28 protein-coding genes and 4 tRNA genes are annotated in these 24480 nt (G+C 58.4%); 17 read left to right on the top strand and 15 right to left on the bottom strand.

The genetic code is table 11. The features are described from left to right. The first annotated feature begins 54 nt into the window (after window positions 1–54). From DQ405_RS13255 to DQ405_RS13230, 6 genes are all read left to right on the top strand, one after another. Window positions 55–522, top strand: coding sequence for a hypothetical protein (locus DQ405_RS13255; RefSeq protein WP_241729987.1), 468 nt, complete (start codon window positions 55–57; stop codon window positions 520–522). Window positions 523–770: 248 nt separating this feature from the next. Next, entirely contained in the window at window positions 771–1028 is a 258-nt protein-coding gene (locus tag DQ405_RS13250) for a hypothetical protein (RefSeq protein WP_168424644.1), read from the top strand. After that, on the top strand, window positions 1025–1324 hold the full coding sequence (locus DQ405_RS13245) for a hypothetical protein (protein ID WP_168424643.1): 300 nt from the start codon (window positions 1025–1027) through the stop codon (window positions 1322–1324). Before DQ405_RS13250 ends, DQ405_RS13245 begins: the two co-directional genes overlap by 4 nt. A 196-nt stretch (window positions 1325–1520) precedes the next feature. Next, window positions 1521–2003 (top strand): hypothetical protein, encoded by a 483-nt coding sequence (locus DQ405_RS13240; protein ID WP_168424642.1) that lies wholly within the window; start codon window positions 1521–1523, stop codon window positions 2001–2003. 703 nt (window positions 2004–2706) lie between these two features. Continuing rightward, window positions 2707–2898: a hypothetical protein gene (locus DQ405_RS13235; protein ID WP_168424641.1), complete on the top strand. Its 192-nt coding sequence runs from the start codon at window positions 2707–2709 to the stop codon at window positions 2896–2898. Continuing rightward, window positions 2895–3074, top strand: a complete 180-nt coding sequence (locus DQ405_RS13230) for a hypothetical protein (RefSeq protein WP_168424640.1) — start codon at window positions 2895–2897, stop codon at window positions 3072–3074. The genes DQ405_RS13235 and DQ405_RS13230 overlap by 4 nt, the downstream gene beginning before the upstream one ends. 47 nt (window positions 3075–3121) lie before the next feature. On the opposite strand, the gene DQ405_RS28095 is transcribed toward DQ405_RS13230, so the two are convergent. Further along, a complete protein-coding gene (locus DQ405_RS28095; RefSeq protein WP_274597416.1) occupies window positions 3122–3253 on the bottom strand; it encodes a hypothetical protein in 132 nt (43 codons plus the stop codon). A gap of 13 nt (window positions 3254–3266) precedes the next feature. On the opposite strand from DQ405_RS28095, the gene DQ405_RS13225 reads away from it, so the two are divergent. The 6 genes from DQ405_RS13225 to DQ405_RS13200 are packed head-to-tail and all read left to right on the top strand — an operon-like array spanning window position 3267 to window position 8105. Further along, a complete protein-coding gene (locus DQ405_RS13225; protein ID WP_168424639.1) occupies window positions 3267–3497 on the top strand; it encodes a hypothetical protein in 231 nt (76 codons plus the stop codon). Then, window positions 3494–6046 (top strand): hypothetical protein, encoded by a 2553-nt coding sequence (locus DQ405_RS13220; protein WP_168424638.1) that lies wholly within the window; start codon window positions 3494–3496, stop codon window positions 6044–6046. The genes DQ405_RS13225 and DQ405_RS13220 overlap by 4 nt, the downstream gene beginning before the upstream one ends. Before the next feature lie 19 nt (window positions 6047–6065). Further along, on the top strand, window positions 6066–6392 hold the full coding sequence (locus tag DQ405_RS27495; RefSeq protein ID WP_241729985.1) for a hypothetical protein: 327 nt from the start codon (window positions 6066–6068) through the stop codon (window positions 6390–6392). A 2-nt stretch (window positions 6393–6394) separates the two neighbouring features. Next, window positions 6395–7015 carry a hypothetical protein gene (locus DQ405_RS13210; protein ID WP_168424637.1) on the top strand — a complete coding sequence of 207 codons (621 nt, stop codon included), beginning with the start codon at window positions 6395–6397 and terminating at the stop codon, window positions 7013–7015. A gap of 24 nt (window positions 7016–7039) precedes the next feature. Beyond that, entirely contained in the window at window positions 7040–7714 is a 675-nt protein-coding gene (locus DQ405_RS13205; RefSeq protein ID WP_168424636.1) for a hypothetical protein, read from the top strand. Then, window positions 7704–8105, top strand: coding sequence for a terminase small subunit (locus tag DQ405_RS13200; RefSeq protein WP_168424635.1), 402 nt, complete (start codon window positions 7704–7706; stop codon window positions 8103–8105). The genes DQ405_RS13205 and DQ405_RS13200 overlap by 11 nt, the downstream gene beginning before the upstream one ends. Before the next feature lie 328 nt (window positions 8106–8433). Here DQ405_RS13200 and DQ405_RS13195 read toward each other — a convergent pair whose 3' ends face one another. Next, entirely contained in the window at window positions 8434–8670 is a 237-nt protein-coding gene (locus DQ405_RS13195) for a hypothetical protein (protein ID WP_168424634.1), read from the bottom strand. A 245-nt stretch (window positions 8671–8915) separates the two neighbouring features. Continuing rightward, the gene (locus DQ405_RS13190; RefSeq protein WP_241729984.1) at window positions 8916–9326 is read right to left on the bottom strand and encodes a hypothetical protein; all 411 of its coding nucleotides are present in this window, start codon (window positions 9324–9326) and stop codon (window positions 8916–8918) included. Between the two features lie 386 nt (window positions 9327–9712). On the opposite strand from DQ405_RS13190, the gene DQ405_RS13185 reads away from it, so the two are divergent. Next, entirely contained in the window at window positions 9713–10330 is a 618-nt protein-coding gene (locus DQ405_RS13185; RefSeq protein ID WP_168424632.1) for a recombinase family protein, read from the top strand. A 24-nt stretch (window positions 10331–10354) separates the two neighbouring features. Next, window positions 10355–11128: a hypothetical protein gene (locus DQ405_RS13180; RefSeq protein ID WP_168424631.1), complete on the top strand. Its 774-nt coding sequence runs from the start codon at window positions 10355–10357 to the stop codon at window positions 11126–11128. An 87-nt stretch (window positions 11129–11215) separates the two neighbouring features. On the opposite strand, the gene DQ405_RS13175 is transcribed toward DQ405_RS13180, so the two are convergent. Then, window positions 11216–11292: transfer RNA gene (locus tag DQ405_RS13175), tRNA-Arg, on the bottom strand. Window positions 11293–11528: 236 nt separating this feature from the next. Between DQ405_RS13175 and DQ405_RS28280 the strand changes: the two genes are divergently transcribed. After that, the gene (locus DQ405_RS28280; protein WP_342030415.1) at window positions 11529–12011 is read left to right on the top strand and encodes a PA3371 family protein; all 483 of its coding nucleotides are present in this window, start codon (window positions 11529–11531) and stop codon (window positions 12009–12011) included. 217 nt (window positions 12012–12228) lie between these two features. Continuing rightward, complete coding sequence (locus tag DQ405_RS13170; protein WP_168424630.1) at window positions 12229–12555, top strand: Arc family DNA-binding protein; 327 nt, start codon at window positions 12229–12231, stop codon at window positions 12553–12555. 222 nt (window positions 12556–12777) lie between these two features. Here the strand turns inward: DQ405_RS13170 and DQ405_RS13165 are convergent, their stop codons facing one another. The 4 genes from DQ405_RS13165 to mgtE form a co-directional block, all read right to left on the bottom strand. Beyond that, window positions 12778–13914, bottom strand: coding sequence for a sodium ion-translocating decarboxylase subunit beta (locus DQ405_RS13165; RefSeq protein ID WP_168424629.1), 1137 nt, complete (start codon window positions 13912–13914; stop codon window positions 12778–12780). Window positions 13915–13924: 10 nt separating this feature from the next. Then, window positions 13925–15706 (bottom strand): sodium-extruding oxaloacetate decarboxylase subunit alpha, encoded by a 1782-nt coding sequence (oadA, locus tag DQ405_RS13160; RefSeq protein ID WP_168424628.1) that lies wholly within the window; start codon window positions 15704–15706, stop codon window positions 13925–13927. Between the two features lie 22 nt (window positions 15707–15728). Further along, on the bottom strand, window positions 15729–15977 hold the full coding sequence (locus DQ405_RS13155) for an OadG family protein (protein WP_168424627.1): 249 nt from the start codon (window positions 15975–15977) through the stop codon (window positions 15729–15731). A gap of 138 nt (window positions 15978–16115) precedes the next feature. After that, complete coding sequence (gene mgtE / locus DQ405_RS13150) at window positions 16116–17564, bottom strand: magnesium transporter (RefSeq protein ID WP_168424626.1); 1449 nt, start codon at window positions 17562–17564, stop codon at window positions 16116–16118. Between the two features lie 311 nt (window positions 17565–17875). Here mgtE and DQ405_RS13145 point away from each other — a divergent pair, with 311 nt between their 5' ends. After that, a complete protein-coding gene (locus DQ405_RS13145) occupies window positions 17876–18367 on the top strand; it encodes a DUF4124 domain-containing protein (RefSeq protein WP_168424625.1) in 492 nt (163 codons plus the stop codon). A gap of 47 nt (window positions 18368–18414) precedes the next feature. Here DQ405_RS13145 and DQ405_RS13140 read toward each other — a convergent pair. From DQ405_RS13140 to ltaE, 7 genes are all read right to left on the bottom strand, one after another. After that, window positions 18415–18491, bottom strand: a tRNA-Arg gene (locus DQ405_RS13140). A 71-nt stretch (window positions 18492–18562) separates the two neighbouring features. After that, window positions 18563–18639 (bottom strand) — tRNA-Arg (locus tag DQ405_RS13135). A gap of 111 nt (window positions 18640–18750) precedes the next feature. Continuing rightward, window positions 18751–18841: transfer RNA gene (locus DQ405_RS13130), tRNA-Ser, on the bottom strand. Window positions 18842–18903: 62 nt separating this feature from the next. Further along, complete coding sequence (gene csrA, locus DQ405_RS13125; protein WP_003283978.1) at window positions 18904–19089, bottom strand: carbon storage regulator CsrA; 186 nt, start codon at window positions 19087–19089, stop codon at window positions 18904–18906. Between the two features lie 182 nt (window positions 19090–19271). Continuing rightward, window positions 19272–20507, bottom strand: a complete 1236-nt coding sequence (locus DQ405_RS13120) for an aspartate kinase (protein WP_168424624.1) — start codon at window positions 20505–20507, stop codon at window positions 19272–19274. 155 nt (window positions 20508–20662) lie between these two features. Beyond that, entirely contained in the window at window positions 20663–23287 is a 2625-nt protein-coding gene (gene alaS, locus DQ405_RS13115; protein ID WP_168424623.1) for an alanine--tRNA ligase, read from the bottom strand. Window positions 23288–23466: 179 nt separating this feature from the next. Then, window positions 23467–24471: a low-specificity L-threonine aldolase gene (ltaE, locus tag DQ405_RS13110; protein ID WP_168424622.1), complete on the bottom strand. Its 1005-nt coding sequence runs from the start codon at window positions 24469–24471 to the stop codon at window positions 23467–23469. Window positions 24472–24480: the final 9 nt, after the last annotated feature.

Raw genomic sequence — 24480 nt, 5'->3', positions numbered from 1 at the left:
CGGCCTGACTGCCGGCAGAGCAAGCCTCTGCCGGCCTTCTGATGGATGACAGGAATGGCTATTCGCAAAGGCAAAGGCAACACCAAAACGAAGGCGCCGCCGTTCGCGATGCTGCAGAAGGCCATGATCCAGTCGGCCGGCTACAGATCGCTCAGCTTTGTAGCGCGTGGCGTTCTGGTGGAGCTGTTAGCGCAGTACAACGGCGAGAACAACGGCGACCTGTCCGCCACTCGAACCATGGCGAGAGATTGGGGCATCGGCTCAGCGCATACGTTACAGAAGGCGCTGGCCGACCTGGAGGAAGGCGGATGGATCATTCAGACCAGAAGCAGCCTGTTCAACCGGCACGGCGCCAGGTGCGCCCTGTATGCAGTTGCCTGGCTGCCGATCGACGAATGTCCAGGCAAGGATCTGGAAGTAGCGCCGCGCCGAGCTCCGTTGCGCCCATTGCCAACCCTGTTCGGTTCGATTTCTTCCAGTGCAGAAAATGCACACGTACCGGTGCAGAAACTGCACAAGTAGAAAACCGCGTCCGTACGGTTTCGTATGGCTCTGTTTCGGGCGCCCTTCTATATGTGCAGAAAGTGCACCGTAATCGAGGTTCTGCGTGTGCAGAAAGTGCACACCCTTTTAGATATATACCACCCACTACGGCTTAGCTCTCCGACGAGCTGCATCAAGTAAGGCCAGGACCAACAGATAACCAACACACATTCACGCGGCACCGAGAACCTAGGGAGGGGGACCGGTGCCGCACAAGGAGAACACCAATGACCGCATCAATGAACGCAGCCATCGAAACAACCGTTTGCCCAATCGACGCGTACGACAACGTGACCCAAGCCCGCGAGATTCTCCAATGGATGGAGGCGTTAGGGGCCGCGACGAGTGACGCACTAAAGACCAACGACCTGTCACGCGCCAAGGCCCTAGCCGGCCTGACGTCATACCTGGGGAACGACTGGGCGAATCACTTCGATTGCCAGGCCGAAAGCCTAGCCATCAAGCACGGGTTGAATAAGCAATGAGCGCCGTGTGCTGGAGCCATCTGCTGCCCGATCCTTCGCGGCTCAACCACCTGGCCACCGATGAACTGCAAGCCATCGGGCGCACCGCCGAATGCGAGGCGATGACCGTAGCGCACGGAATTGCCTCCATCGGTGAGCTGCTGGCGTTCACGGCTGACGCTGGCGAACTTGTAGATGATACTGCCCGAAATATCGGCTGGCTGATTAAATCGCTGGGCACGCTGTCCGGCCGGATCGTAGATATCGCGAACGGCGTCGAATATGAGCTTGAGCGACGAAAGCCAGCAGCCGAGTAACGCCAGACCCCGCACCGAGCGGGGTTTTTTATGCTTCCGGTTTTGGACGCAACCCTGGATGGCACCACCGAACGGCTTGGCAAGCTACTGGAGCGATACGAACCATGACGCAAGAGCGCTGCTGCCAGACGGCTTCGCGGCGGCAGCGCAACCGCGGCGCCCCGATGTATATTGCGCTGAACGAAACGGAGGTTACATGAAGCTACCAGCGATTGGGATGGTCGCCTTACTGTCGACCGGGTGCGGTCACGCGCTCGTCGATTACTCGCCAATGCCTGATATGAACCGGGCACAGGCCGAACGGATCATTGAACAAGTCTTCCTTGAAGACTACGACCAAAACCAACGGCCAGATGCAGTCCTTTTCGATGATGACTACATACTGCTTGCAGACGGTCTAGTCACGCACGGAACCAGCGTCGGGGGCGCGACCCTGATCGGCAGCGGTGCGCTGATGACAGGCAGCTCCAAGTACATCACAAAGCAAGCCGGTCTGCGGATCTACTACAACTCTCTGGGACGCAGCACCCTGCATACCAAGCGCGCCCGCAATAATCGGTTCGCCATCCTTATCAGGAATCGAGAAGGCGCCCACATCCGGCGCGTCAGCACCACGAACGAGCAGCGGGCCAAGCAATTCCTCGATGCACTTGAATACATGAGAACGCACAGCAGCTAGCCGCACGACAAGACCCGCTGCGGCGGGCCATTCCCCCTTTTATGTACGTCCGCTCAACACCGGCTAAACGTCCACTGAAACCAAACCCTAACCGGCTAGGTTATCGCTGGGTTTCCAGAGTGGCGAAAGCGCCACGGTGGAGCCACCCTCACCCAGCCAACATCAGTCGAAATTACCAAAGTTGGTAGTTCCGACAACGTTTCGTAGTGCCCCCAACTGGAAGCAGCAGGAGTTACTCCGCCTATCCGGACTATTTCCCGATCTGCCACCGTGTCGAAATCAACACACTGTGTAGTTTTCAACACGCGAGACAGACCAACCTGTCCGAGTCGGACCAGATTGGCGATTTCCCCTGATCAAGATTGTGGGTTTCCCGCTATCAAGGCAGCGGGTTTCACCAGAATTGGGGAATATCTCAGTGAGACCACGCTTGCTCACTGAGACCAAATCGTCTCACTCGCCGAACCCGTCCAGGCGTAGCAAGTTATGCCGTATCACTTCGGGTTATCTGAAGTTAGTGCAACGAACCAGGTCGGGCTGATGCCTTGAACGCCCGCCGTTTTGCTCGGCCCTTCCGTATCACCTGAAGCACACCTAAAAACTACTGTATGAATACACACTAAAAGCTTGCCATCTGCTCGAATCGGCATATCATGTCAATTAGGACGACGTGTCGTCTTTGACTACACAGTAGGGGCAGAAAATGGCATTCACAGAATTTCAGCAGCCGACCAAGCGCCGCGGACGTGCCAAGGACGTGACCAAGCGAGAGGTAGAGGCCGCCCGTAATCGCCTGCGCGATGCTGCCGCGGCCGGGGATCTCCAAGCCTGTGCTGCGCTGATCGCCTTAGCGGAACGACTCCCCTGCCAGCCCCTTCAGGCCGGCAACGCATGACCCCCGAAGAGTTCAAGGAACTGCGCCGCCAAGAGGCGCGCCAGACCATCCAGGCGATGGGCCTGAAGATGACGGCCAAGCCGAACGGGCTGATCCACATTCACGGTCGCGGCCTGGACGTAACCGTGCGGGATCTGGCAACGCTGCAGGAATCCGATTTCAGAGGGGCGTGGTGATGCATCCCGTCCAGCTCGAAACCGGCCCTCGCCTGTACCGCGCCGCCTTAGGCCTTCCCGAGAAATTCCATGTCCGTCTGAAACAGCAGGGCCGCACGTTGGTGGTTCTGCAGGGCGACACCGAGCAAGAAGCACACGAACGCGCTCAGCGGCTCGCTGACGCCCTTTTCAGCAATCAAGGAGGGTGGACCATTGAGCCAGCCTGACCTGCGTGCGGTGCAAAGCACAGCCGATTATGCGAACGGACCAGACGGCACCGATCTGGAGACAGCCTTGGAGCTGATGGCAGAGGAATACAGCCTGCTCGAGCGTGACGCCGAAAGCCTCGGTATCGATATGGACGAGATCGATCATGACCTGGCCGAGATCAGCGCGAACGCTGATGCCTTGTTGAGCGGGATCGCTGGGCTGGTGACCGAATGACCGCCCTCGCCTGCATCAACACAATCCAGGCCGCCGCCAAGGCTGCAGGGCGCGAGCTGAACGAAGAGGAGATGGTCGAGCTAGTTGGAGATCTTCAGGCGCGCATCAAGCAGCTCCAGGCCGCTGATGGAATGCTCGGCCTTGAAGACGCTGCCATGCGTGCCGCCGACGAGATGGGCAATCAGGTCAAGCTGGCTGCCGTTATCGAGAGGCGTAATGCCCTGCTGAACGCTCGGAGGCGGCTTGAGGCAACTGGCTACATCCGTAGCACCTGGTCAGACCGTCCAGACCTCGGCCTTGAGTCTTTCCTTGTCGGCACCAACGTCGCTCGCCCCGGTGCTCGCCGGTCGGTCGCAGCTGAGCAGAAACAGCTTTCGAACGCCTATATCGCCGGCTTTCTGAACGACATGGAGCAGGCCGACCTGCTGCCGTTTCTGACCCGCGGGGATAACGACGCTGACATTGCCGACGCGCTCTGGCGTTTGGGTACTGGCCGCTCGGTCGATGGTTTGAGCAAGCCCGCCGTCGATATCGCCACGATCATGCAGAAGTACCAGACCGCCACCAGGACTGATGCAAACCGGGCCGGGGCCTTCATTCGCGATCTGCCCGGCTACATCGTCCGCCAGTCCCACGACCCGTACAAACTGGAGCGGGCCGGCTTCGCCCAATGGCGAGACGAGATTAGCGGCTTTCTCGATGAGCGCACCTTCGAGGGAGTGACCGACCGCAACGAGTTCCTGCTGGCCGCTTATAACGGGCTGGTCTCTGGCGTTCACCTGAAGGCATCCACGCCCGAAGCCTCTGGCTTCAAAGGGCCGCGCAACCTGGCTAAGAAAGTCAGCGCAGAGCGTGTGCTGCACTTCAAGGACGGTCTTTCCTGGCACCAATACAACAATGCCTACGGCACCGGTTCGCTGCGTGAGGCGTTCTTGGGCGGGTTGGACCAGGCCGGCCAGAACACCGGACTGATGCGCCGCCTGGGCACTAATCCCGAAAGCAACTGGGAAGCGATTCTCGACGATCTCCAGCGCGATTGGATGGACAAACCGGCTGAGCTGCGCCGCTTCCAAACCGATCGCCGCGGCTGGATGAAGACCCGTTTCGCGGAAGTGGACGGGACCGCCCGCTTGGCAGTGAACCAGCAGGCCGCGCGAGTCGCCTCGAACATCCGCGCCCTGCAGTCGATGGCCAAACTCGGGGGCGCTGTAATTTCGGCCGTGACGGACCTTCCGGTCGCCGCCAGTGAGATGCGCTACCAGGGCAAAGGCATGTTGTCTTCGATGGGTACGCTGATCGGTGGGATGGTGAAGGGGCGCAAGCCAGCGGAGCAGCGCGAGATCCTGTCCAGCCTGGGCGTGTTCTTCGATAACGTCCGGGGCGATGTGGTTTCCAAGTTCAGCGCCGACGATTCCCTGGGCGGGAAGATGAGCGGGCTGCAGCAGAAGTTTTTCAAGCTGAACGGCCTCACCTGGTGGACCGACACCATGCGCAGCACGGCCGCGCTAATGATGAGTCATCACCTGGCATATAACCGGGCCATGAGCTGGGATCAGATGAATCCCGACCTACAGCGCACGCTTGAGCTATTCGACTTCGACGCCGGCCGCTGGGACCTAGTACGCGGTACCGCCTCCAAGCTCTCGGATGGCCGGGAGTACATGACCACTCAGGGCATCGATGACATTCCGGAAGCCGACCTGGCCGCATACCTCGCCAGCAAGGGCCGCACAGCGAACGACACAGCGATAGCAGAGCTTCGAGAAGAGCTTGGCGCCCAGCTGCGCAGCTACATCACGGATCGGGCGAGCTATGCGGTGATTGAACCGGACGCAAGGACGCGGGCCATCATGCGCCGCGGTACCCAGCCGGGCACCGTCGCCGGCGAACTGCTCCGGTTCGTTGGTCAGTTCAAGGCCTTTCCGGTCGCAGTGCTGCAGAAGGCAGCCGGCCGAGAGTTGTACGGGCGCGGATATGCCCCGGGTGCGTATGGACAAGGCGCGGGGCGCGAGATCTACCAAGCGTTGCGCAGCGGCAACGGGGAGAAATTGGGCATCGCTCAACTTCTGGTCTGGACGACCCTGTTCGGGTACGGCGCCATGACCGCGAAAGACCTCCTGAAAGGCCGCGAGCCCCGTCCCGCTGATGACGCCAAGACGTGGACCGCTGCGATGCTCCAAGGCGGTGCCTTGGGCATCTATGGCGACTTCCTGTTCGGTGAGGCAAACCGTTTCGGCGGCGGGCTGATTGGCTCACTGGCAGGTCCGACAGCAGGCGCAATTGAAGGCCTGGCCGACGTGCTCTACCGCGTTCGCGATGGAGACGATGCCGCAGCTGCCGCCGTCCGGTTTGGCATCCAGCAGACCCCTTTCCTCAACCTGTTCTATACCCGCGCCGCGCTGGACTACCTCGTTCTGTACAGCGTGCAGGAATCGCTCAACCCCGGATCGCTACGCCGTATGGAGCGCCGGATCGAGAAAGAGAACGCCCAGCGCTACCTGCTGGCCCCATCAAAAACACACCTCGACCCATTCGGGTTAGAGCGTTGATCCCTTCGGAGAAAACATCATGTGCGGAAGCAAACTGATCAAGGCCATTCACACAATCCACGATCCCCTCGACCTTGATAACAAGTTGCTGGACAAGCTGGGATTGCCATCTCTGGCAGGCAAAGACCACGGCCTTATGCCTGACCTTCTTGATGAGCCTGCTGCGCTCACAGGATCAACCGTTGCAGGCCCCAACGCTGCGCCGACCGAAGTCGATAGCGGTGTGCTGGCGGCCCGCGAAGACGAGCGCCGCCGCCGCGCTGCCGCTGCAGGCCAGAGCAGCACGATTCTGAGCAGCAACCTGGGCGCTGCTCCCACTGGCCGCAAAACTCTGTTGGGGGTCTGACCATGGATTACGAAAGCATCGCCAACGCCTTCTATGGTACCCCTGTCACTCCACCGGACGCGCCTGATTCTCTGCTGGGGAGCGGAAAGGTTCCCGAACCAGTCAGCCAGGCGCCAGACGCCCACATCGAGGAAACGTCCTCAACCGAGAGCATCGCTGAAGCGTTTTATGGGATGAGCGCGCACCAGGTCCCCGCCGATCAGCACTACCCGGAACTGGCCGACTTTTACGAAAACATGGAGCGGGAAGACCGGATCAACGGCGAGGAAGTCGACAGCGCTGCATTCCACGCCAGCAGCACCGCTCTGCAGCAGTTCGCGGCAGATGCAGGCTTTGGGCGCGATCACATGCGAGCGCTGATGACGACTGTGAACGACACCGTCACCGCCCCGATTACCTCCCTTGAGCAGCTACAGGCCCGCAACGAGCGTTGCCTGTCTTCTCTGAGGACGTCCTGGGGGGGCGAGTTCGACCAGAACATGGCGTACGCCAAAACCGAAGCGGCGCGCTTGATCAACACCGTTCCCAACGCCGGCAAGGTGCTGGACATGGGCGCCGGGTCTGACCCCGCCCTGGTGAAGCTGCTGGCCGACGCCGGCCGCACCCGGGCACGCCGCAAATAATCCAAACCCGACGAGGAACAAACCATGACCAACGTCGCCCGCAACATCATCGACGTCGAAAGCAGCCTGTATTCCCGCCGTGAAGCACTCCGCCAGCAGCACGCCAAGCTGACCGAGCAACACGGCGCCGCCGCACTCGCTGCCGCTGAAGGTGTATCGGACGCTACCAAGCGCATTCCAGCTATCAACCAGGAGCTGCGCGAGATCCAGGATGAACTCGCTGCCCTCAATGCGGCTGAAACCGCGCTCGATCGCCGAAAGCACGCCGCGAAGATTCAAACCCGCATCGATGACGTGAAGGCAGCCGAGGCCGCCACACCCAAAGCAGCGGAAGCAATATCGGCCGCATGGGACAAGTTCGCCGACACGATGAGTGCCATGGGTAGCGCCTGGCGTGAGCTTGAGAGCGCCACCCAAGCCGCGAACGAGCTCGCCCACAAGTGCCAGACAGCAGGAGCTATGCCGAACCGTGATGGGTTGAGCAATGGTCTGCGTCTGACCATGCTGCAAGAGCTGGCCGGAAAGCTGCTATGGATCGAGACGAACGACAAGATCGAGCCTAATCACCATCGCTTCGGAAACGCACCGGCCACCCCGGCAGAGGTTCGAGAGCGAATTGATTACTCGCTGAGTCAGCTCAAGCAGAACGTGAATCGCCACACCGAGCGCGCTGTGAAGGTGATTCAGGGTGACGCCTAAGCGAGAGGCTTTCTGTCTGGCCTACATCGAGACAGGTAATGCCAGCGAGGCCTATCGACGGGCCTTCAGCGCGGAAAACATGAAGCCGGAAACGGTGAACAACAAGGGCTATGAGCTGCTGCAGAAGGGTGAGATCAGGGCGAGGCTTGCCGAGTTGCGCGAGCCCATCCTGGAGCGTCACGGCGACACCGTGGATAGCCTGCTAGGAGAGCTTGAGGCCGCTAGATCACGCGCTCTCGCGGTTGATCGACCATCAGCAGCGGTATCGGCCACGATGGGTAAGGCGCGCCTCCTGGGCCTCGATCGGCAGCAGTTGGACGTGACCGTCGATTTCAAGATTGGCTTGGCTGACAAGCTGAAGGCCGCACGAGAGCGAGCCGGCCGGGTTTAGGTGGGGCAAAACTGGATCAGTCGGCTAGTGCCAGGGCCAAAACCCCGACAGCCTGCGCGCCTTTCATTGGTTGGGCGGTGGCAGGCATACCAAAGACCAGCGGAGAGAATCAGTGTCGATTGCTTACGGACGCCCAGCGCAAGAATCTATCCCATTTCCTAGAGAACTCGCTGTCATGATCGTGAAGAAAGCGTGTCGAATGGCAGAGAAGTTCGAGAACGAGTGTATCGACACAATGCAGCGCGACGCCCGGCGCGCTCTGCAGCGTGGTACAGACCCTGCAGCGATTGTTCAGCAGCTCAGTCTCTGAAAAAACAATCACCGGAAATCAAGCGGCGTGGCGGTAGACCCACTTCAAAAACAGGTCATGCAGCGCGCCGATCGCCAAGAAGTATAGGAACCCCACGGCGTATAGGGCGGCATCGATCCACCAGCGCAGATCGCGACTGCTGATCTCCCCAGCCAGGATATGGACCGCGTAAAGCACCACCGCCCCGGCCAACCAGGCAACGATAGCCATCATCCAAGCCTTCCTGTTCAGCGCCTCATCTAATTCCTTGCCCATGCGGCCCTCGTAGCGGCTAGCCAATAAGCCTGATGGTGTGTTTTTCCAGTATCTGCAGTGATTACGGATGAACAAAAATGATCAATGACACTTTAAAACGGGTCCAATTTGTTGCAGTATGGGCTTGCAACAGGTAGCGCCGACCGGTGAAAGCGCCCGCCCACCTCGAAAGAGGCCCGCACCCTAGAGTGGGATAACCAAGAGGCTCCGGATTGAAACCCCGCCATGTGCGGGGTTTTGTTTTTTCAGCGAGGAGGTTTTATCTCCTTCCCTTGAAAGCGATTCAGTAGGATGAAATGGAATTTGATCGGCTTCGTGTACCGGAGCGGATCGAATCGTTCATGTGCGCTGTTGACGAACAGATTCAGGTCCGCACGCGTTGCCTTGCCCGCCTTCGTCACTGTGAAGAACACGGCATATTCCAACGTCCTCCCGTTGAACGGAACCTCTAGCGTTACGAACTCTTCCCGTCCCGTATGCATACAGCGCCGCTCTGTGAGCGTTCCAATGATACGGGGAAGCTGCTGCGACAGCTGCCAGCGATCCAGACAAAACACCCTGCGTTCTCGGTTGTCAGCATACCAGTACTCGTCACTTACCTCCTCGCCTGGCAAGCGATCACGCGCGAAGCAATGAAGCCCGAACGAAACGTTCACGCGCAGCCTTCTCTCCGGCTGGGCAGGTTGCTTACTGGTCGCCTCCTTTCCTGGAATCACGACTTCCCAAATGTAGGGGTGAAGGTGCGCGAGTTCGTAGGTCGTGCCTTCAATCGTTATCGGCCTCCAGGCTAGCCCTGACGTCGGTTTTCCCATCTCTCGATCGCTTGCTCATGTTCCGATGCTGGCTATTGTGTCATGCGCGCAATCAAACCTCTGATGCTGGATAACCTGCTGCACGCCAGCTATACACGTGTTCTCTTTGGGCATAGCTGAGCGAATACGGAAAAATACGAGCAATAAGGGCTTTCTTTCCTTTTGTGATACGCCTAAAGTGAAACGACGTTAAGTGAACACTTTAAATGGAACACCAAGGAGAGAAAGCCATGTTCGTCCGCACCTACCTCCGCGCATCCACCAGCGAGCAAGACGCCAGCCGCGCCCGTGACGCCCTGGAGCAGTTCGCCGCCGAACACGGCCAGCACATCGCGTGCGAGTACCTGGAGAACGAGAGCGGCGCCAAGGCCGACCGCCCCGAGCTGCTGCGTCTGCTGAAGGATGCCAAGAAGGGCGACGTCCTTCTGATCGAATCAATCGACCGCCTCTCTCGCCTGCCGGCCGATGACTGGCAGAAGCTGCGCGGCGCTATCGACTCCAAGGGGCTGCGAATCGTCGCGCTCGATCTTCCGACCAGCCACCAAGGCATTGCCGACACCAAGGGCGACGAGTTCACCAATCGGATGCTGGCCGCTATCAACTCGATGTTGGTAGACATGATGGCCGCGATTGCTCGCAAGGATTACGAACAGCGCCGTGAACGCCAGGCCCAAGGCATCGAGAAGGCCAAGGCCGAAGGCCGCTACAAAGGGCGCCCGGTTGACGAGGATCTGCACAAGCGCATAACCGAACTGCTCGGCGCCGGCCTTGGAATTCGTGCTACAGCCCGGCACGCAAGCTGTTCGACCACTACAGTGCTGCGCATTCGAGACCAGCTATTCGGTTAAACCTGCAGATATATGAGCCAACCAGTGAAGAACTATCTAACGCTACTGAACCATGGCAGCAAAATCGGGGGAGCCGCAGTTGGGGGTGCCATTGGGTCACTCACGGGACCGGCCGGTACAGCCACAGGCGCAGCGATCGGTGCCGCAGTTGGAGAGGCTTGCGTGGTCGTTCTGGACGATCTTGCTCAGAGGTTCCTTTCGCCGAGAGAAGAGCAGCGTGTAGCAGGTGTTGCGGCACTTGCGATCGACGGTATACGCGAGCGATTGCTGTGGAAGCAAAGAAGGGCCGATGACTTCTTCGATGGGGACGTTGACTGTCCATCGCCTGCGGAGGAGCTTTTTGAGGGCACTCTGTTAGCCGCAAAGCAGGAACATGAGCAGCTCAAGCTTCCGTACCTTGCACACTTCTACACGAATCTCGTTTTCTCTCCGACCATCAAAAAACAGGACGCCAACTATCTTTTGAGTTTGGCGGAGGCGCTGACCTATCACCAATTTTGCATCTTGGCGCTTGTAGACCAGATCACCGGCTTCCAGCTCAGGAGTAAAGCATGGGAAAACGGAGTCAACGTTGACCCTGAGTCATTTCACACAACCCAACAAGCGTTATACCTATACCAGCGGCAGCTAATAGTCAGCTTTAGTAATGAAAGGGGCCGCGGCGCCAACATTTACGAAGCCAACCTTCTTGTACCCTGCCAGGCAATCATCTCTGGCCTAGGCTTGAGATTATCCAATCTGCTTGAGCTGCATAGGATTCCTGAACGCACTCTTCGGGACATTGCGGCCAAGTGGTGACCGAGATTTCATTAGCTAGTGCACCCACATTGCACCCATGAGAAGGTGGCGTGGGCTAGGAGAGATTGAGGAGAGGCGCGACATAACTGGCGTCCCAGGCGAGGTTCGAACTCACAACCTTCCCCTTAGGAGGGGGATGCTCTATCCAATTGAGCTACTGGGACGCATAAGACGGCAGGCATGTTAGCGAGCCTTGGCCCGTTTGTCATGCCTACACAACCCTGCGCAGATGGGGTCAGTCAGAAACAATTAAGGCCGCCATACAGACCCCAACCATATGCATTGCAAATTGCACGAGGCGCGCTGCCTTTATCATGCAAAGCGCATGAAGAGCTCCAAACTCTCCTCGATAAGTTACTGATTTTAAAAGATATTTTTTAAGAAAAAACTGGCACGCCGAATGCTTAAGTCTCTGGGATCATTATGCGAAGGAGACGCCGATGCTACGCCCAGCCTATTTCTTCAGCACCGCGGTTTTGGCTGCTGTCGCTGCGGTCCACTGGCAGGACACGACCGCAGCCACAGATCACTCGCAAACCACGGCATTGTCGACACAAAGCCAAATCCTGCGCAGTCAGATGCCCTCTGCTTCGGCACAGACCATCAGCGGAACAGAACTACGCAAGCCCGCGCAGCCACAGCGCTGGGTCTTTTAAGGAGCGGTTTTCAGCAGCCGAAGGTCTTATCAAGGAGCGAACCAATGTCGATTTATGCATGCTTGTTTCTTTTACTCAGCGTCGCTTGCGGGGCTCTGAGCGTTGGCACTAGCCTACCAGGCATGTGGGCCACTTTGGTCGAAGGTGGTACGGTGTTTTTCGGGATCCTATTCATGATCTCTCTACTGATCGGTCGTCGAATCAAATTCGATCCTGTGCTCCGCTAGCATCGCCGTTAGCACATAAAGATCAGCGGTGGATCACAGTAAAGGCCAACTGCTATCAGTGAGCCTTTACTCCCAGTCATGACGTCGTATAATTGACGTCATTAAGCCGCCTAGTATCTTTTTTGCAGGTCGTGGAACAGCGAGCGCTGTTTGGTTGTCAGACCGGTGACTAGAACGGCAATAAGCCACCATCGCCCACCTGACTAACCGGTTTAATATGCGCCCTATGAAGCAGGCAGTTTATTCCAGCCGCACGGCTGACAAGTTCGTGGTTCGGCTACCAGACGGAATGCGTGAGCGGATCGCTGAGGTTGCGCGCAACCATCATCGCAGCATGAACTCGGAGATCATCGCTCGTCTAGAGCAAAGCCTTTTGCAGGAAGGCGCGCTCGATGACGATCTGAATATGCGCCTGGACAGCCCGGAACTGACACTTCACGAGCGCGAGCTACTTCAGCGCTTCCGCCAGCTTGCCCATCGCCAGCAGAACGCCTTGATCGCCCTGATCGCCCAAGATACCGAAGCCGCGAAAGACGAAGACTGACGTCATCGACAGCCCTGCAGAGCACTTCAAACGCCTCGACACCAGTCGGGGCGTTTGTCCTTTCCCGCTCCGAACTGAAGCGATCCTGCGTACCTGACCCCCACTTGCTGTCGACCGAGCGGACAAGTACCGATACGCAAAAAAATGCCTGCATCTATCGATACAGGCATCGTCCTCGTAGCGTCAGCTCCCGTCGCGCATACCGCTGTTGAACAAGCTCGTCTAGCCTACAAAGCTCAGCAGCACCCCTGCAGCCACCGCCGAGCCGATAACCCCCGCCACGTTCGGTCCCATCGCGTGCATGAGAAGGAAGTTCTGCGGGTTCGCCTCAAGCCCTACCTTGTTCGATACCCGTGCCGCCATGGGGACCGCCGAGACACCTGCAGAACCAATCAGAGGGTTGATCTTGTTTGTACTGAACATGTTCATCACCTTGGCCATCAGCACACCTGCCGCGGTACCGCCGCAGAACGCGACCATGCCGAGCAGGAGAATGCCAAGCGTCTTCATCTGCAGGAAGGCTTCAGCAGATAGCTTGGAACCGACGGTCAGCCCCAAACCAATGGTCACGATGTTGATTAAGGCGTTTCGCGAGGTATCAGCCAGGCGGTCAACCACACCACATTCGCGGAGCAGATTGCCGAACGCGAACATACCCACCAGCGGAGCGGCATCCGGCAATAGCATGCCGACCATCAACGCAAGCATGAGCGGGAAGACGATCTTTTCGGCCTGGCCAACATGGCGCAGCTGCGTCATGACGATGGCGCGCTCCTCCTTGGTGGTCAGCGCGCGCATGATCGGTGGCTGAATCAACGGAACCAGCGCCATGTACGAGTAGGCCGCCACGGCGATGGGACCGAGCAGATGCGGCGCGAGCTTCGCGGTGACGAAGATCGAGGTGGGGCCATCGGCACCGCCGATGATGGCGATCGAAGCCGCCTCTCGAAGGGTGAACTCCATCCCCGGGATACCCATCGCGGCCAGCGACAACGCACCAAGCAAGGTGGCGAAGATGCCGAACTGTGCCGCCGCGCCAAGCAGCAACGTCTTCGGATTCGCCAGCATTGGCCCGAAGTCGGTCATCGCACCGACGCCCATGAAGATCAACAGCGGGAACACGCTGGTCGGCAAACCGACTTCGTAGAACAGATGCAAGATACCGGCACCTTCGGCCATGTTGGCCACCGGGATGTTGGCGAGCAGGCCACCAAACCCGATCGGGATCAGCAGCAAGGGCTCGAATCCCTTGCGAATCGCCAGATAGATCAATGCCAGGCACACCACGATCATCAGCAGCTGACCGGGCTCCAGGTGATACAAGCCGGTGCTGTGCCACAGCTTGAGCAACTTATCCATGCAGCACTCCTTAAGCGATGGTCAGCAGGCTATCGCCCACCGACACCGCGTCGCCGACCTTGACGTTCACACCCGAGACGGTGCCGGCCTTGAATGCACGGATTTCGGTTTCCATCTTCATGGCTTCGAGGATGATTACCAAGTCACCCTCCTGGACCAGCTGACCGGGCTGTACGAGCACCCTGAAGATATTGCCTGCAAGCGGCGCCGGCTGAGGCTCGCCTGTACCTGAGACCGGTGCGCTAGCAGCTGTTGGTGGTACGCCTGCCCCACCGCCGACCGGCTTGATCCCCTCGATATCGCCACCCTCGTTGACTTGGACGACGAACGACTTGCCATTAACCTCGACGGTGTAGGTTTCGGGCACGTCGGCTACGCGCGGCGCCTGCTCCTTGCCAGTAGGCACTGGTTCGAAAGCAGAGGCGTTGCCCCGGTTCTCAAGGAACTTGAGGCCTATCTGAGGAAACAACGCATAAGTGAGGACGTCGTCGATCTCGTTCGGGGCTAGCTTGATGCCTTTTTCCTGCGCCAGTCCTTTCAGCTCGGCGGTCAGCTTGTCCATTTCTGGCTGTAGCAGATCAGCAGGCCTGCAGGTGATGACGTCCGCACCGTCGAGCACACGCTGCTGCAGTTCGGCATTGAAGGGAGCTGGCGCGGAGCCATACTCACCTTTGAGAATGCCGGCGGTTTCCTTGGTGATGGATTTGAAGCGCTCGCCAGTGAGCACATTAATCACGGCCTGAGTGCCAACGATCTGAGAAGTAGGCGTGACCAGCGGAATGAAGCCGAGGTCTTCGCGGACGCGAGGGATCTCGGCGAGTACCTCGTCGAACTTGTCGAGCGCCCCTTGCTCCTTCAATTGCCCTTCCATGTTGGTCAGCATGCCGCCGGGCACCTGAGCCACGAGAATGCGCGAATCGACGCCCTTGAGCGTGCCTTCAAACTTTGCATACTTTTTGCGTACTTCGCGAAAATACGCAGCGATCTCTTCCAACAATTCAAGATTGAGCCCTGTGTCGCGCTCAGTACCCTGAAAAATCGCCACCACCGATTCGGTCGGCGAATGCCCGTAGGTCATCGACAGCGACGAAATGGCGGTATCAACATTATCGATGCCTGCTTCAACCGCCTTGAGAATCGCAGCGGTCGAGAGCCCGGCCGTGGCATGACACTGCATATGAATAGGAATGGACAGGCTCGCTTTCAATCGCGAGACCAGCTCAAAGGCCGTATAGGGCGCGAGAATGCCGGCCATGTCCTTTATGGCGATTGAGTCAGCACCCATGTCCTCGATCTGCTTGGCCAGATCGACCCACATCTCCAGGGTATGCACCGGGCTGGTGGTGTAGGAGATCGTACCCTGAGCATGCTTGCCCTGCTGCTTGACGGCACGCAGCGCAGTTTCCAGATTACGCGGGTCGTTCATCGCATCGAACACGCGGAACACATCAACGCCGTTGACCGCCGCCCGCTCGACAAATTTTTCAACCACATCGTCGGCGTAATGCCGATAACCCAGCAGGTTCTGACCACGCAGCAGCATCTGCTGGCGAGTGTTGGGCATCGCTCTCTTCAATTCGCGGATGCGCTCCCATGGGTCTTCACCGAGATAGCGAATGCAGGCGTCGAAGGTCGCGCCGCCCCAGGATTCGACGGACCAGAAGCCAACCTGATCAAGCTTGCCGGCAATCGGCAGCATGTCTTCAAGACGAACGCGGGTGGCCAGAATGGATTGGTGCGCATCACGAAGCACCACATCGGTAATGCCGAGCGGCTGTTTGACAGAAGTCATGAGGAGAGCTCTCTATTCTGAATCAACCGCGACGAGCGCGGTGCTGATGGACGGCGGCCTGAATGGCTGCAAGAAGGTCGGCGTCGATGTCGGCCGCGACAGACGCAGGCCTGATGGAGATAGCCTGAGCTGCCGGCGTACTGTCGAAGCGGCCGATCACAAAGGACATCAGGCGAATGCAAACAATCAACAAAACGAGGAAGACGAAGACAGAACCTATGCCGAATAGCATAAGTTCGACGCCTTCAAGCAGGAGTTCGCTGGGGGTCATCGGGATTCCCTTTCAGTCAGCAGCTCGGGCCGCCTGTTATTCGCATCGAGTTCAAAGGCTTCGCCGAAGCGAAACCTCCGAACAGTAGCCCGAAATACAAGTGCAAGGCAAACGCCAAGCCGTCGCAGATGGAAGGGATCAGAGCAGAAAAAGGGTCGCAAGACCGAGAAAAATGAAGAAACCACCGCTATCGGTCACAGCGGTGATCATGACGCTAGCACCCAACGCAGGGTCGCGACCCATGCGTGCCAGCGTCACCGGGATCAGCACCCCCATCAAGGCCGCGAGCAGCAGGTTCAAGGTCATAGCTGCGGTCATCACGACACCCAGCGACCAGCTTCCGTATAGCCAATAGACCACAATGCCGATAACCCCGCCCCATATCAGACCATTCAGCATGCCGACACCGGCTTCCTTGCGCAGCAAGCGAGCGCTGTTACCAGTGCCCATTTGATCCAGCGCCATGGCTCGAACAATCATCGTGATAGTCTGATTTCCGGAGTTACCGCCAATACCGGCGACTATTGGCATCAAGGCGGCGAGTGCTACCAATTTTTCAATCGACCCATCGAACAGACCGATAACACGCGAGGCAATAAAAGCCGTGATCAGATTGACCGCCAACCAGGCCCAACGGTTGCGCAGCGACTTCCAGACCGACGCGAAGATATCTTCTTCTTCGCGCAAACCTGCCATGTTGAGCACTTCGGTTTCACTTTCCTCTCGGATCAGGTCGACCATCTCATCGATGGTCAGGCGCCCGATGAGCTTCCCGCTCTTGTCCACAACGGGAGTCGACACCAGGTCGTAGCGTTCAAACGCCTGCGCCGCCTCATAGGCATCCTCGTCCGGATGGAACGTCACCGGATCGCTGGCCATAAACTCGGAAACATGACGCTCCGGATCGTTGACTAGCAACCGCTTGATTGGCAGAACACCCTTCAGCACGCCATCATAATCGACGACGAACAGCTTATCGGTGTGCCCCGGCAGCTCCTTCAGGCGCCGCAAATAGCGCAGCACAACTTCAAGACTCACATCCTCACGGATCGTGACCATCTCAAAGTCCATCAGCGCACCGACCTGGTCTTCTTCGTAGGACAGAGCCGAGCGAACACGCTCGCGCTGCTGCGCATCGAGCGTCTCCATCAACTCATGCACGACGTCGCGCGGCAACTCAGCGGCCAGATCCGCCAACTCGTCGGCATCCATTTCCTTGGCAGCCGCAAGGAGTTCGTGATCGTCCATGTCGGCGATCAGCGTCTCGCGAACGGCGTCGGAAACTTCGAGCAGAATGTCGCCGTCGCGATCCGATTTGACCAGCTGCCAGACTGTCAGCCGATCGTCGAGAGGCAGAGCTTCAAGGATGTGGGCGATGTCAGCCGGGTGCAGCGCCTCCAACTTGCGTTGTAGCTCGACGAGATTCTGGCGATGCACCAGATTCTCGACCACCTCCCGGTGCTGCCCTTCCTGCCCCTGACGATACGCCAGGTCTTCAACGATCCTATGTCGATGAAGCAGCTCGACGACTTGCGCCAGACGATCCTGGAGACTCTCCTGCGGCTTTTTTGCTTCTACTTCGGTCATGGCGCACTCCACCCCCAGCAATCGGAGTGCGCCAGGGGATCAATCATTCGATACGTGATTGGCAAGCGAAAGTTTTATACGACTACAGGGCAAATCCATGAGGGGGATCCAGGAGCCCGGAAGGGCGGACCACGCAATAATACCACCGCAACCAGCAAGCCAGACTATCAAATACAGGCAATACAACCGCTTGCGGCAGCCTTAGTGGTGACTGGCTATCAATGTCGACGCCTTCACGTTGCGAGAAGGCACGACTGCCAGACAGGAAATTATTAGCTAGGCTGGCCCGACCAATCGTCAAGGAGGACGACATGAACAAGTTGCTCATCGCGAGCTGCTACACCCTGCTTCTCACAACTGCCCCAGCGTTTGCCGCGAATATCTATCGCTGCGTTGATGAAGCCGGCAACCTCACCTTCACCCGGCAGGGCTGCCCAACTAATCAGACCGCTCAGATCCAAACAGCGCAGAACCCAACACCAAGCTCAGGCAAAGCAGTCCCTCTGGCTAAACCAAGAGAGCGACGCACGAGGCACGAAAAACAACCTAGCAGGCAGTTAACCGTTATCGGCAAGAAGGATGACGGTTGTGGAAACCGAGTAACGGGCAGCGCGAGACGTAATGCGATAATCAGCCAGCAAGTCCTCCCCGGAATGACGCGCTCCGATATCGATAGCGCATTCGGCACACCCGATGCCGTTACCAGCCGCAACGGACGAACACAGTATCGCTACGTCAGCGACAAGGGACAAACACGAACCATCAGCTTTGATGAACAAGGATGTGTTCGCGGCAAGCGCTAAAACCGTAAACAAAAAAGGGCCTGCATCGCTGCAGGCCCTTTCTGATTTGGTGCACTCAGGAGGATTCGAACCTCCGACCGCTCGGTTCGTAGCCGAGTACTCTATCCAGCTGAGCTATGAGTGCATTAGGCGCTTGATAAACCAGATCACCGCTGGTTACAACATCGAACCGCAGTTTTGCAGCTCTTTGTAATATGGTGCACTCAGGAGGATTCGAACCTCCGACCGCTCGGTTCGTAGCCGAGTACTCTATCCAGCTGAGCTATGAGTGCACTGAGGGTGCGCATTATAAGTTTGTGAATTTGCTGGTCAAGCCCTTTTGATTCAATGAATTCTCACCAAACCGCAATGCTAAACCAGCCCACCAACTAACCTATGCAAAATGGCGGAGAGGGGGGGATTCGAACCCCCGACACCCTTTTGAGATGTACTCCCTTAGCAGGGGAGCGCCTTCGGCCACTCGGCCACCTCTCCGCAACACGGGGCGCATGATACCCATCTTTACCCCGCTTGCAAAGCCAAAAATCACATAAATATTAATGGCTTGGTTCTTGGTCTTTCTCTTTCTGGATCCGTTGATAAATCTCCTCGCGATGCACCGCTACCTCTTTGGGTGCATTCACTCCTATGCGCACTTGATTTCCTTTGACACCCAGCACGGTGACAGTCACGTCGTCACCCACCATCAGGGTCTCTCCGACCCGGCGAGTCAGAATCAGCATTCCTTTCTCCTTAAAACGGATTCAATTCAGTAAACAGTCTGCAAAGATAAAAACGGATAATGTTCCGTGAGACATCGGGCCTAGAGCCTTTCACCAGCTATTGACCAGTGGGGGCGACTCTAAAGTTCCTTTTTATTCCCATACAATCGACGGAAGGTGCGAATTAATCGCAATTCCGTCGATTACTCGCCTTTTCCGGCGGGAGCATCCAGCTCGAACGCGGTATGCAGAGCCCTCACCGCCAACTCCAGGTACTTTTCTTCGATCACTACGGAAACCTTGATTTCTGAGGTAGAGATCATCTGTATGTTGATATTTTCCTTCGCCAGCGCCTCGAACATCCGGCTTGCAACGCCCGCATGCGAGCGCATGCCAACGCCGACGATCGATACCTTGGCAATGTCTACATCGCCAATAACTTCTCGAGCGCCCATGTCTCGCGCAATACTTTCGAGCACGTGCAACGCGTTATGGTAGTCGTTCCGGTGAACAGTGAAGGTGAAATCCGTGGTGTTATCGTGCGCGACGTTCTGCACGATCATGTCGACCTCGACGTTCGCCGCGCTGATCGGCCCGAGAATCTTGAACGCTACCCCGGGCGTATCCGGCACACCACGAATGGTCAGCTTGGCTTCGTCACGATTGAAAGCGATGCCGGAAATGATGGGCTGTTCCATGGATTCCTCTTCATCAAGGGTAATGAGGGTGCCAGGACCCTCCTGAAAACTGTGCAACACGCGCAACGGCACGCTGTATTTACCGGCGAACTCCACGGCACGAATCTGCAGCACCTTGGAACCCAGGCTTGCCATTTCAAGCATTTCTTCGAAGGTGATCTTGTCGAGGCGCTGAGCTTTGGCCACAACACGAGGGTCGGTCGTATAGACGCCGTCGACATCGGTATAGATCTGGCATTCATCAGCCTTCAACGCAGCGGCCAACGCCACGCCTGTGGTGTCCGAACCACCACGTCCGAGCGTGGTGATGTTGCCGCAGTCGTCCACCCCCTGGAACCCTGCGACGACGACGACGCGACCGGCCTTGAGCTCCTTGTGGATGTGCTGCGCATCGATTTGCAGAATGCGCGCCTTGGTATGAGCGCTGTCGGTCAGAATGCGAACCTGGCCGCCTGTGTAGGACACTGCCGGCACGCCAATCTTGATCAATGCCATCGCCAGCAGAGCGATGGTGACCTGTTCGCCGGTTGACACCATCACGTCCAGCTCGCGAGCCACGGGCTGTTCGCTGATCTGTTTAGCCAGCTCGATCAGGCGATTGGTTTCACCGCTCATGGCCGAGACCACCACGACGATATCGTCGCCGTTATCACGGAATTTCTTGACCTTTGCCGCCACTTGCTCGATGCGCTCGACGGAGCCCACCGACGTACCACCAAACTTCTGTACGATCAAAGCCATTTCATAGCCGCCTAAGCCCATCACGGGCGCTTATTAAATAATCTACCCAAGCAGCGCAAGGTGCGTCCGGACAGCGGCCTGCCCGGATCGCGAGACATCGTGATACGCCTCCGCCTGCATCTGACTGCAACCGGACGAGCTCACCATCGCCCTGACTACACAGCCTGCTCAACGAACGCCGCGGCAAGAGCCAACGCTTCGTCGAGTCGCCCAGCGTCGCTTCCGCCGCCCTGAGCCATGTCCGGACGACCGCCGCCCTTGCCGCCGACGACCGCAGCAGCCTGCTTCATCAAATCTCCAGCCTTGAAACGACCAGTGAGATCCTGCGTGACGCCCGCCACCAGCACGACTTTCTCATCCTGCACACCACCGAGCAGAATAACGCCACTACCAAGCTTGTTCTTCAGCTGATCGACCAATGCCAGCAACGCCTTGCCGTCGAGGCCATCGACCCGCGCAGCCAGCGTTTTCACGCCCTTCACGTCCACAGCGGAGCCGGCAAGATCGTTGCCGGTGGCGCTGGCCGCCTTGGCCTTGAGCTGCTCGAGTTCTTTCTCCAACTGCCGATTGCGTTCCAGCATCGCACTCAGCTTGTCCAGCAGATTGTCGCGATTACCTTTGACCAACACAGCCGCTTCTTTCAGCTGTTCCTCGGCACCGTTCAGGTAGGCCAACGCCTGCTGGCCGGTAACCGCCTCGATACGTCTTACGCCCGCCGCAACGCCGCCTTCGCTGACAATCTTGAACAGGCCGATGTCACCGGTACGCTTGACATGGGTCCCGCCACAGAGCTCGACCGAGAAGCCGTCACCCATGGTCAGCACCCGCACCTGATCACCATATTTCTCGCCGAACAGAGCCATTGCGCCTTTGCTCTTGGCCGTTTCGATGTCAGTTTCTTCGATATCCACCAGCGTGTTGCTGCGAATCTCAGCGTTGACCTTGTCTTCCAGCGCTTTCAGCTGTTCAGGTTTGATCGCCTCGAAATGGCTGAAGTCGAAGCGCAGCCGCTGGCTATCGACCAGCGAGCCCTTTTGAGTAACGTGCTCGCCGAGGGTCTGGCGCAACGCCGCGTGCAGCAGATGCGTAGCAGAGTGGTTCAGCGCCGTCGCCTGACGAACCGAGGCGTCGACAGTGGCTTCGACGGTCGCGCCGACCTGCAGGCTGCCGTTATCGAGGATGCCATGATGCAGAAATGCGCCACCTGCCTTGCTGGTATCGCGCACATCGAAACGCAAGCCCTCGGCGGACAGATAACCACAATCACCAACCTGACCACCGGATTCGGCATAGAACGGCGTCTCGTCGAGAACAACAACGCCCTCCTCGCCGGCCGCCAGGCTCTGCACCGCCATGCCTTCCTTGAACAGAGCGAGCACCTTGCCGTTGCCGAACGTTCCCAAATAGCCAGTAAAGCGGGTCTCGCCCTCGATCTTGACCAGGCTGTTGTAATCCATGCCGAAAGCGCTGGCCGAACGCGCGCGCTCACGCTGAGCTTCCATTTCCCGCTCGAAGCCCTCCTCGTCCAGCGTCAGCTCGCGCTCGCGCGCGATGTCGCCGGTGAGGTCGATCGGGAAACCGTAGGTGTCGTAGAGTTTGAAGATCAACTCGCCCGGGATGACACTGCCCTTCAGCTCGGCCAGATCCTGCTCAAGAATCCTCAGGCCCTGCTCGAGGGTTTTAGCGAACTGCTCTTCCTCAGTTTTCAGCACACGCTCGATGTGCGCCTGCTGAGTTTTCAGCTCGGTGAAGGCATCGCCCATCTCCGCCACCAGCGCGGCGACGATTTTGTGGAAAAAGCTACCTTTGGCGCCCAGCTTGTTGCCGTGGCGGCAGGCGCGACGGACGATTCGGCGCAGCACATAGCCGCGACCTTCATTCGACGGGGTCACTCCGTCAGCGATGAGGAAGCCGCAGGAACGGATGTGGTCGGCCACAACTTTCAGCGAGGCCTGTCCGTCGTTGCTGCAACCAATGGCCTGAGCGGAGGCGTTGAGGAGGCTCTGGAAGAGGTCGATGTCGTAGTTGGAGTTGACGTGTTGCAACACTGCGCTGATGCGCTCCAGCCCCATCCCGGTGTCGACGCTAGGCGCCGGCAGCGGATGCATCACGCCATCAGCGGTGCGGTTGAACTGCATGAAGACGTTGTTCCAGATCTCGATGTAGCGATCGCCATCTTCTTCCGGCGAACCGGGCGGGCCGCCCCAGATGTGCTCGCCATGGTCAAAGAAAATTTCGGTGCATGGGCCACAAGGCCCGGTATCACCCATCGCCCAGAAGTTGTCCGAGGCGTAGGGGGCACCCTTGTTGTCGCCAATGCGCACCATACGCTCGGCCGGCACACCGACTTCCTTGGTCCAGATATCGTAAGCCTCGTCATCGCTTGCATAGACGGTGACCCACAGCTTGTCCTTGGGGAGACCCAGCCATTTTTCCGAAGTCAGGAATTCCCAGGCGTAGGAGATAGCGTCGCGCTTGAAATAATCGCCAAAGCTGAAATTGCCGAGCATCTCGAAGAACGTGTGATGGCGCGCGGTATAGCCAACGTTCTCCAGATCGTTGTGCTTGCCACCGGCCCGCACACACTTCTGGCTGGTGGTCGCGCGGGTATAGGTCCGCTTCTCCAGACCAAGGAAGCAGTCCTTGAACTGGTTCATGCCAGCGTTGGTGAACAGCAGGGTCGGGTCATTCGCCGGGATCAGCGAACTGGAAGCCACACGGGTGTGGCCCTTCTCTTCGAAGAAGCGGAGGAAGGCTTCACGGATTTCTGCGCTTTTCATAGATTTCTTCCAGAAGACAGCGGCCGAACGGCTGCAAAACGACACGGCGAAGCAGCGCCCGGAGCCGGTTCGCAACTATCCAAACGGATAGCCGGCAAAGGGCCGCATTATATCGGGCCCACGCCGCGCGCATAGGGGATAAATAAGATTGAATCAAGCTATTCGACAGCGATTCGAGCCTATGACCTGACGAATGCGGCGAAGCATTCCAAGATCGGCTCGACATGCTCTGGCTGTACGTCCAGGTGTGTCACCATCCGCAGCCGCGAAGCCGCAGTCAGAATGACGCCACGCTCCGCGCAGAACGCCTTCAGCGCCCCTGCACGTTCGCCCATCTGTACATAGACCATGTTGGTCTGCACCGGCTCGACCGCGTAGCCCAGCCCCTCCAGCCCTTCAGCAATCTCACGAGCGCGCTGATGATCCTGGGCCAGGCGTTGCACCTGGTGCTCCAGCGCATAGAGTCCGGCCGCGGCCAGCACACCGGCCTGACGCATGCCGCCGCCGACCATCTTGCGTAACCGCCGTGCCCGGCCGATGAAGGCTTCGTCACCACACAGCACCGAGCCGACCGGCGCGCCCAGCCCTTTCGACAGGCACACCGATACCGAGTCAAAGTGACGACTGATGTCCTCGGCCGTGCAACCCAGCTTGACGACCGCATTGAACAGCCGAGCGCCGTCTAGATGCAGCACAAGCCCGCGCTCACGCGTAAAGGCCCTTGCTTCGGCCAGGTACGCGGGCGGCAGGACCTTGCCCTGCATGGTGTTTTCCAGCGCCAGTAAGCGAGTACGGGCGAAATGGAAGTCGTCCGGCTTGATCACCGCGGCGACTCGTTCCAGGTCCAGAGTGCCGTCAGGCTCCATCTCGACCGGCTGTGGCTGAATCGAACCGAGCACCGCGGCGCCGCCGGCCTCGTATTTGTAGGTATGCGCCAGTTGGCCGGTAATGTATTCGTCGCCACGCTCACAGTGCGCCATGAGCGCGAGCAGATTGCTCATGGTGCCGCTGGGGACGAACAATCCGGCCTGCAGGCCCAGCTGCGCAGCGAGCGTCTGTTCCAGTTGCCGGACAGTCGGATCTTCGCCGTAAACATCGTCGCCTGTGGCTGCCGTCAACATGGCCTCGCGCATACCCGCCGTAGGCTGGGTAACCGTGTCGCTGCGAAGATCGATAAGACGCATGGCAACTCC

The organism is Pseudomonas sp. SST3, from assembly GCF_003325755.1.
This window is presented reverse-complemented; position numbering and strand designations above follow the sequence as displayed.

Bases quoted from the DNA above. Each gene is read 5' to 3' on its own strand.
- DQ405_RS13255 (WP_241729987.1), top strand. From the start codon at position 55: ATGGCTATTCGCAAAGGCAAAGGCAACACCAAAACGAAGGCGCCGCCG.
- DQ405_RS13250 (WP_168424644.1), top strand. From the start codon at position 771: ATGACCGCATCAATGAACGCAGCCATCGAAACAACCGTTTGCCCAATC.
- DQ405_RS13245 (WP_168424643.1), top strand. From the start codon at position 1,025: ATGAGCGCCGTGTGCTGGAGCCATCTGCTGCCCGATCCTTCGCGGCTC.
- DQ405_RS13240 (WP_168424642.1), top strand. From the start codon at position 1,521: ATGAAGCTACCAGCGATTGGGATGGTCGCCTTACTGTCGACCGGGTGC.
- DQ405_RS13235 (WP_168424641.1), top strand. From the start codon at position 2,707: ATGGCATTCACAGAATTTCAGCAGCCGACCAAGCGCCGCGGACGTGCC.
- DQ405_RS13230 (WP_168424640.1), top strand. From the start codon at position 2,895: ATGACCCCCGAAGAGTTCAAGGAACTGCGCCGCCAAGAGGCGCGCCAG.
- DQ405_RS13220 (WP_168424638.1), top strand. From the start codon at position 3,494: ATGACCGCCCTCGCCTGCATCAACACAATCCAGGCCGCCGCCAAGGCT.
- DQ405_RS27495 (WP_241729985.1), top strand. From the start codon at position 6,066: ATGTGCGGAAGCAAACTGATCAAGGCCATTCACACAATCCACGATCCC.
- DQ405_RS13210 (WP_168424637.1), top strand. From the start codon at position 6,395: ATGGATTACGAAAGCATCGCCAACGCCTTCTATGGTACCCCTGTCACT.
- DQ405_RS13205 (WP_168424636.1), top strand. From the start codon at position 7,040: ATGACCAACGTCGCCCGCAACATCATCGACGTCGAAAGCAGCCTGTAT.
- DQ405_RS13195 (WP_168424634.1), bottom strand. From the start codon at position 8,670: ATGGGCAAGGAATTAGATGAGGCGCTGAACAGGAAGGCTTGGATGATG.
- DQ405_RS13185 (WP_168424632.1), top strand. From the start codon at position 9,713: ATGTTCGTCCGCACCTACCTCCGCGCATCCACCAGCGAGCAAGACGCC.
- DQ405_RS28280 (WP_342030415.1), top strand. From the start codon at position 11,529: ATGCTTAAGTCTCTGGGATCATTATGCGAAGGAGACGCCGATGCTACG.
- DQ405_RS13170 (WP_168424630.1), top strand. From the start codon at position 12,229: ATGCGCCCTATGAAGCAGGCAGTTTATTCCAGCCGCACGGCTGACAAG.
- DQ405_RS13165 (WP_168424629.1), bottom strand. From the start codon at position 13,914: ATGGATAAGTTGCTCAAGCTGTGGCACAGCACCGGCTTGTATCACCTG.
- oadA (WP_168424628.1), bottom strand. From the start codon at position 15,706: ATGACTTCTGTCAAACAGCCGCTCGGCATTACCGATGTGGTGCTTCGT.
- DQ405_RS13155 (WP_168424627.1), bottom strand. From the start codon at position 15,977: ATGACCCCCAGCGAACTCCTGCTTGAAGGCGTCGAACTTATGCTATTC.
- mgtE (WP_168424626.1), bottom strand. From the start codon at position 17,564: ATGACCGAAGTAGAAGCAAAAAAGCCGCAGGAGAGTCTCCAGGATCGT.
- DQ405_RS13145 (WP_168424625.1), top strand. From the start codon at position 17,876: ATGAACAAGTTGCTCATCGCGAGCTGCTACACCCTGCTTCTCACAACT.
- csrA (WP_003283978.1), bottom strand. From the start codon at position 19,089: ATGCTGATTCTGACTCGCCGGGTCGGAGAGACCCTGATGGTGGGTGAC.
- DQ405_RS13120 (WP_168424624.1), bottom strand. From the start codon at position 20,507: ATGGCTTTGATCGTACAGAAGTTTGGTGGTACGTCGGTGGGCTCCGTC.
- alaS (WP_168424623.1), bottom strand. From the start codon at position 23,287: ATGAAAAGCGCAGAAATCCGTGAAGCCTTCCTCCGCTTCTTCGAAGAG.
- ltaE (WP_168424622.1), bottom strand. From the start codon at position 24,471: ATGCGTCTTATCGATCTTCGCAGCGACACGGTTACCCAGCCTACGGCG.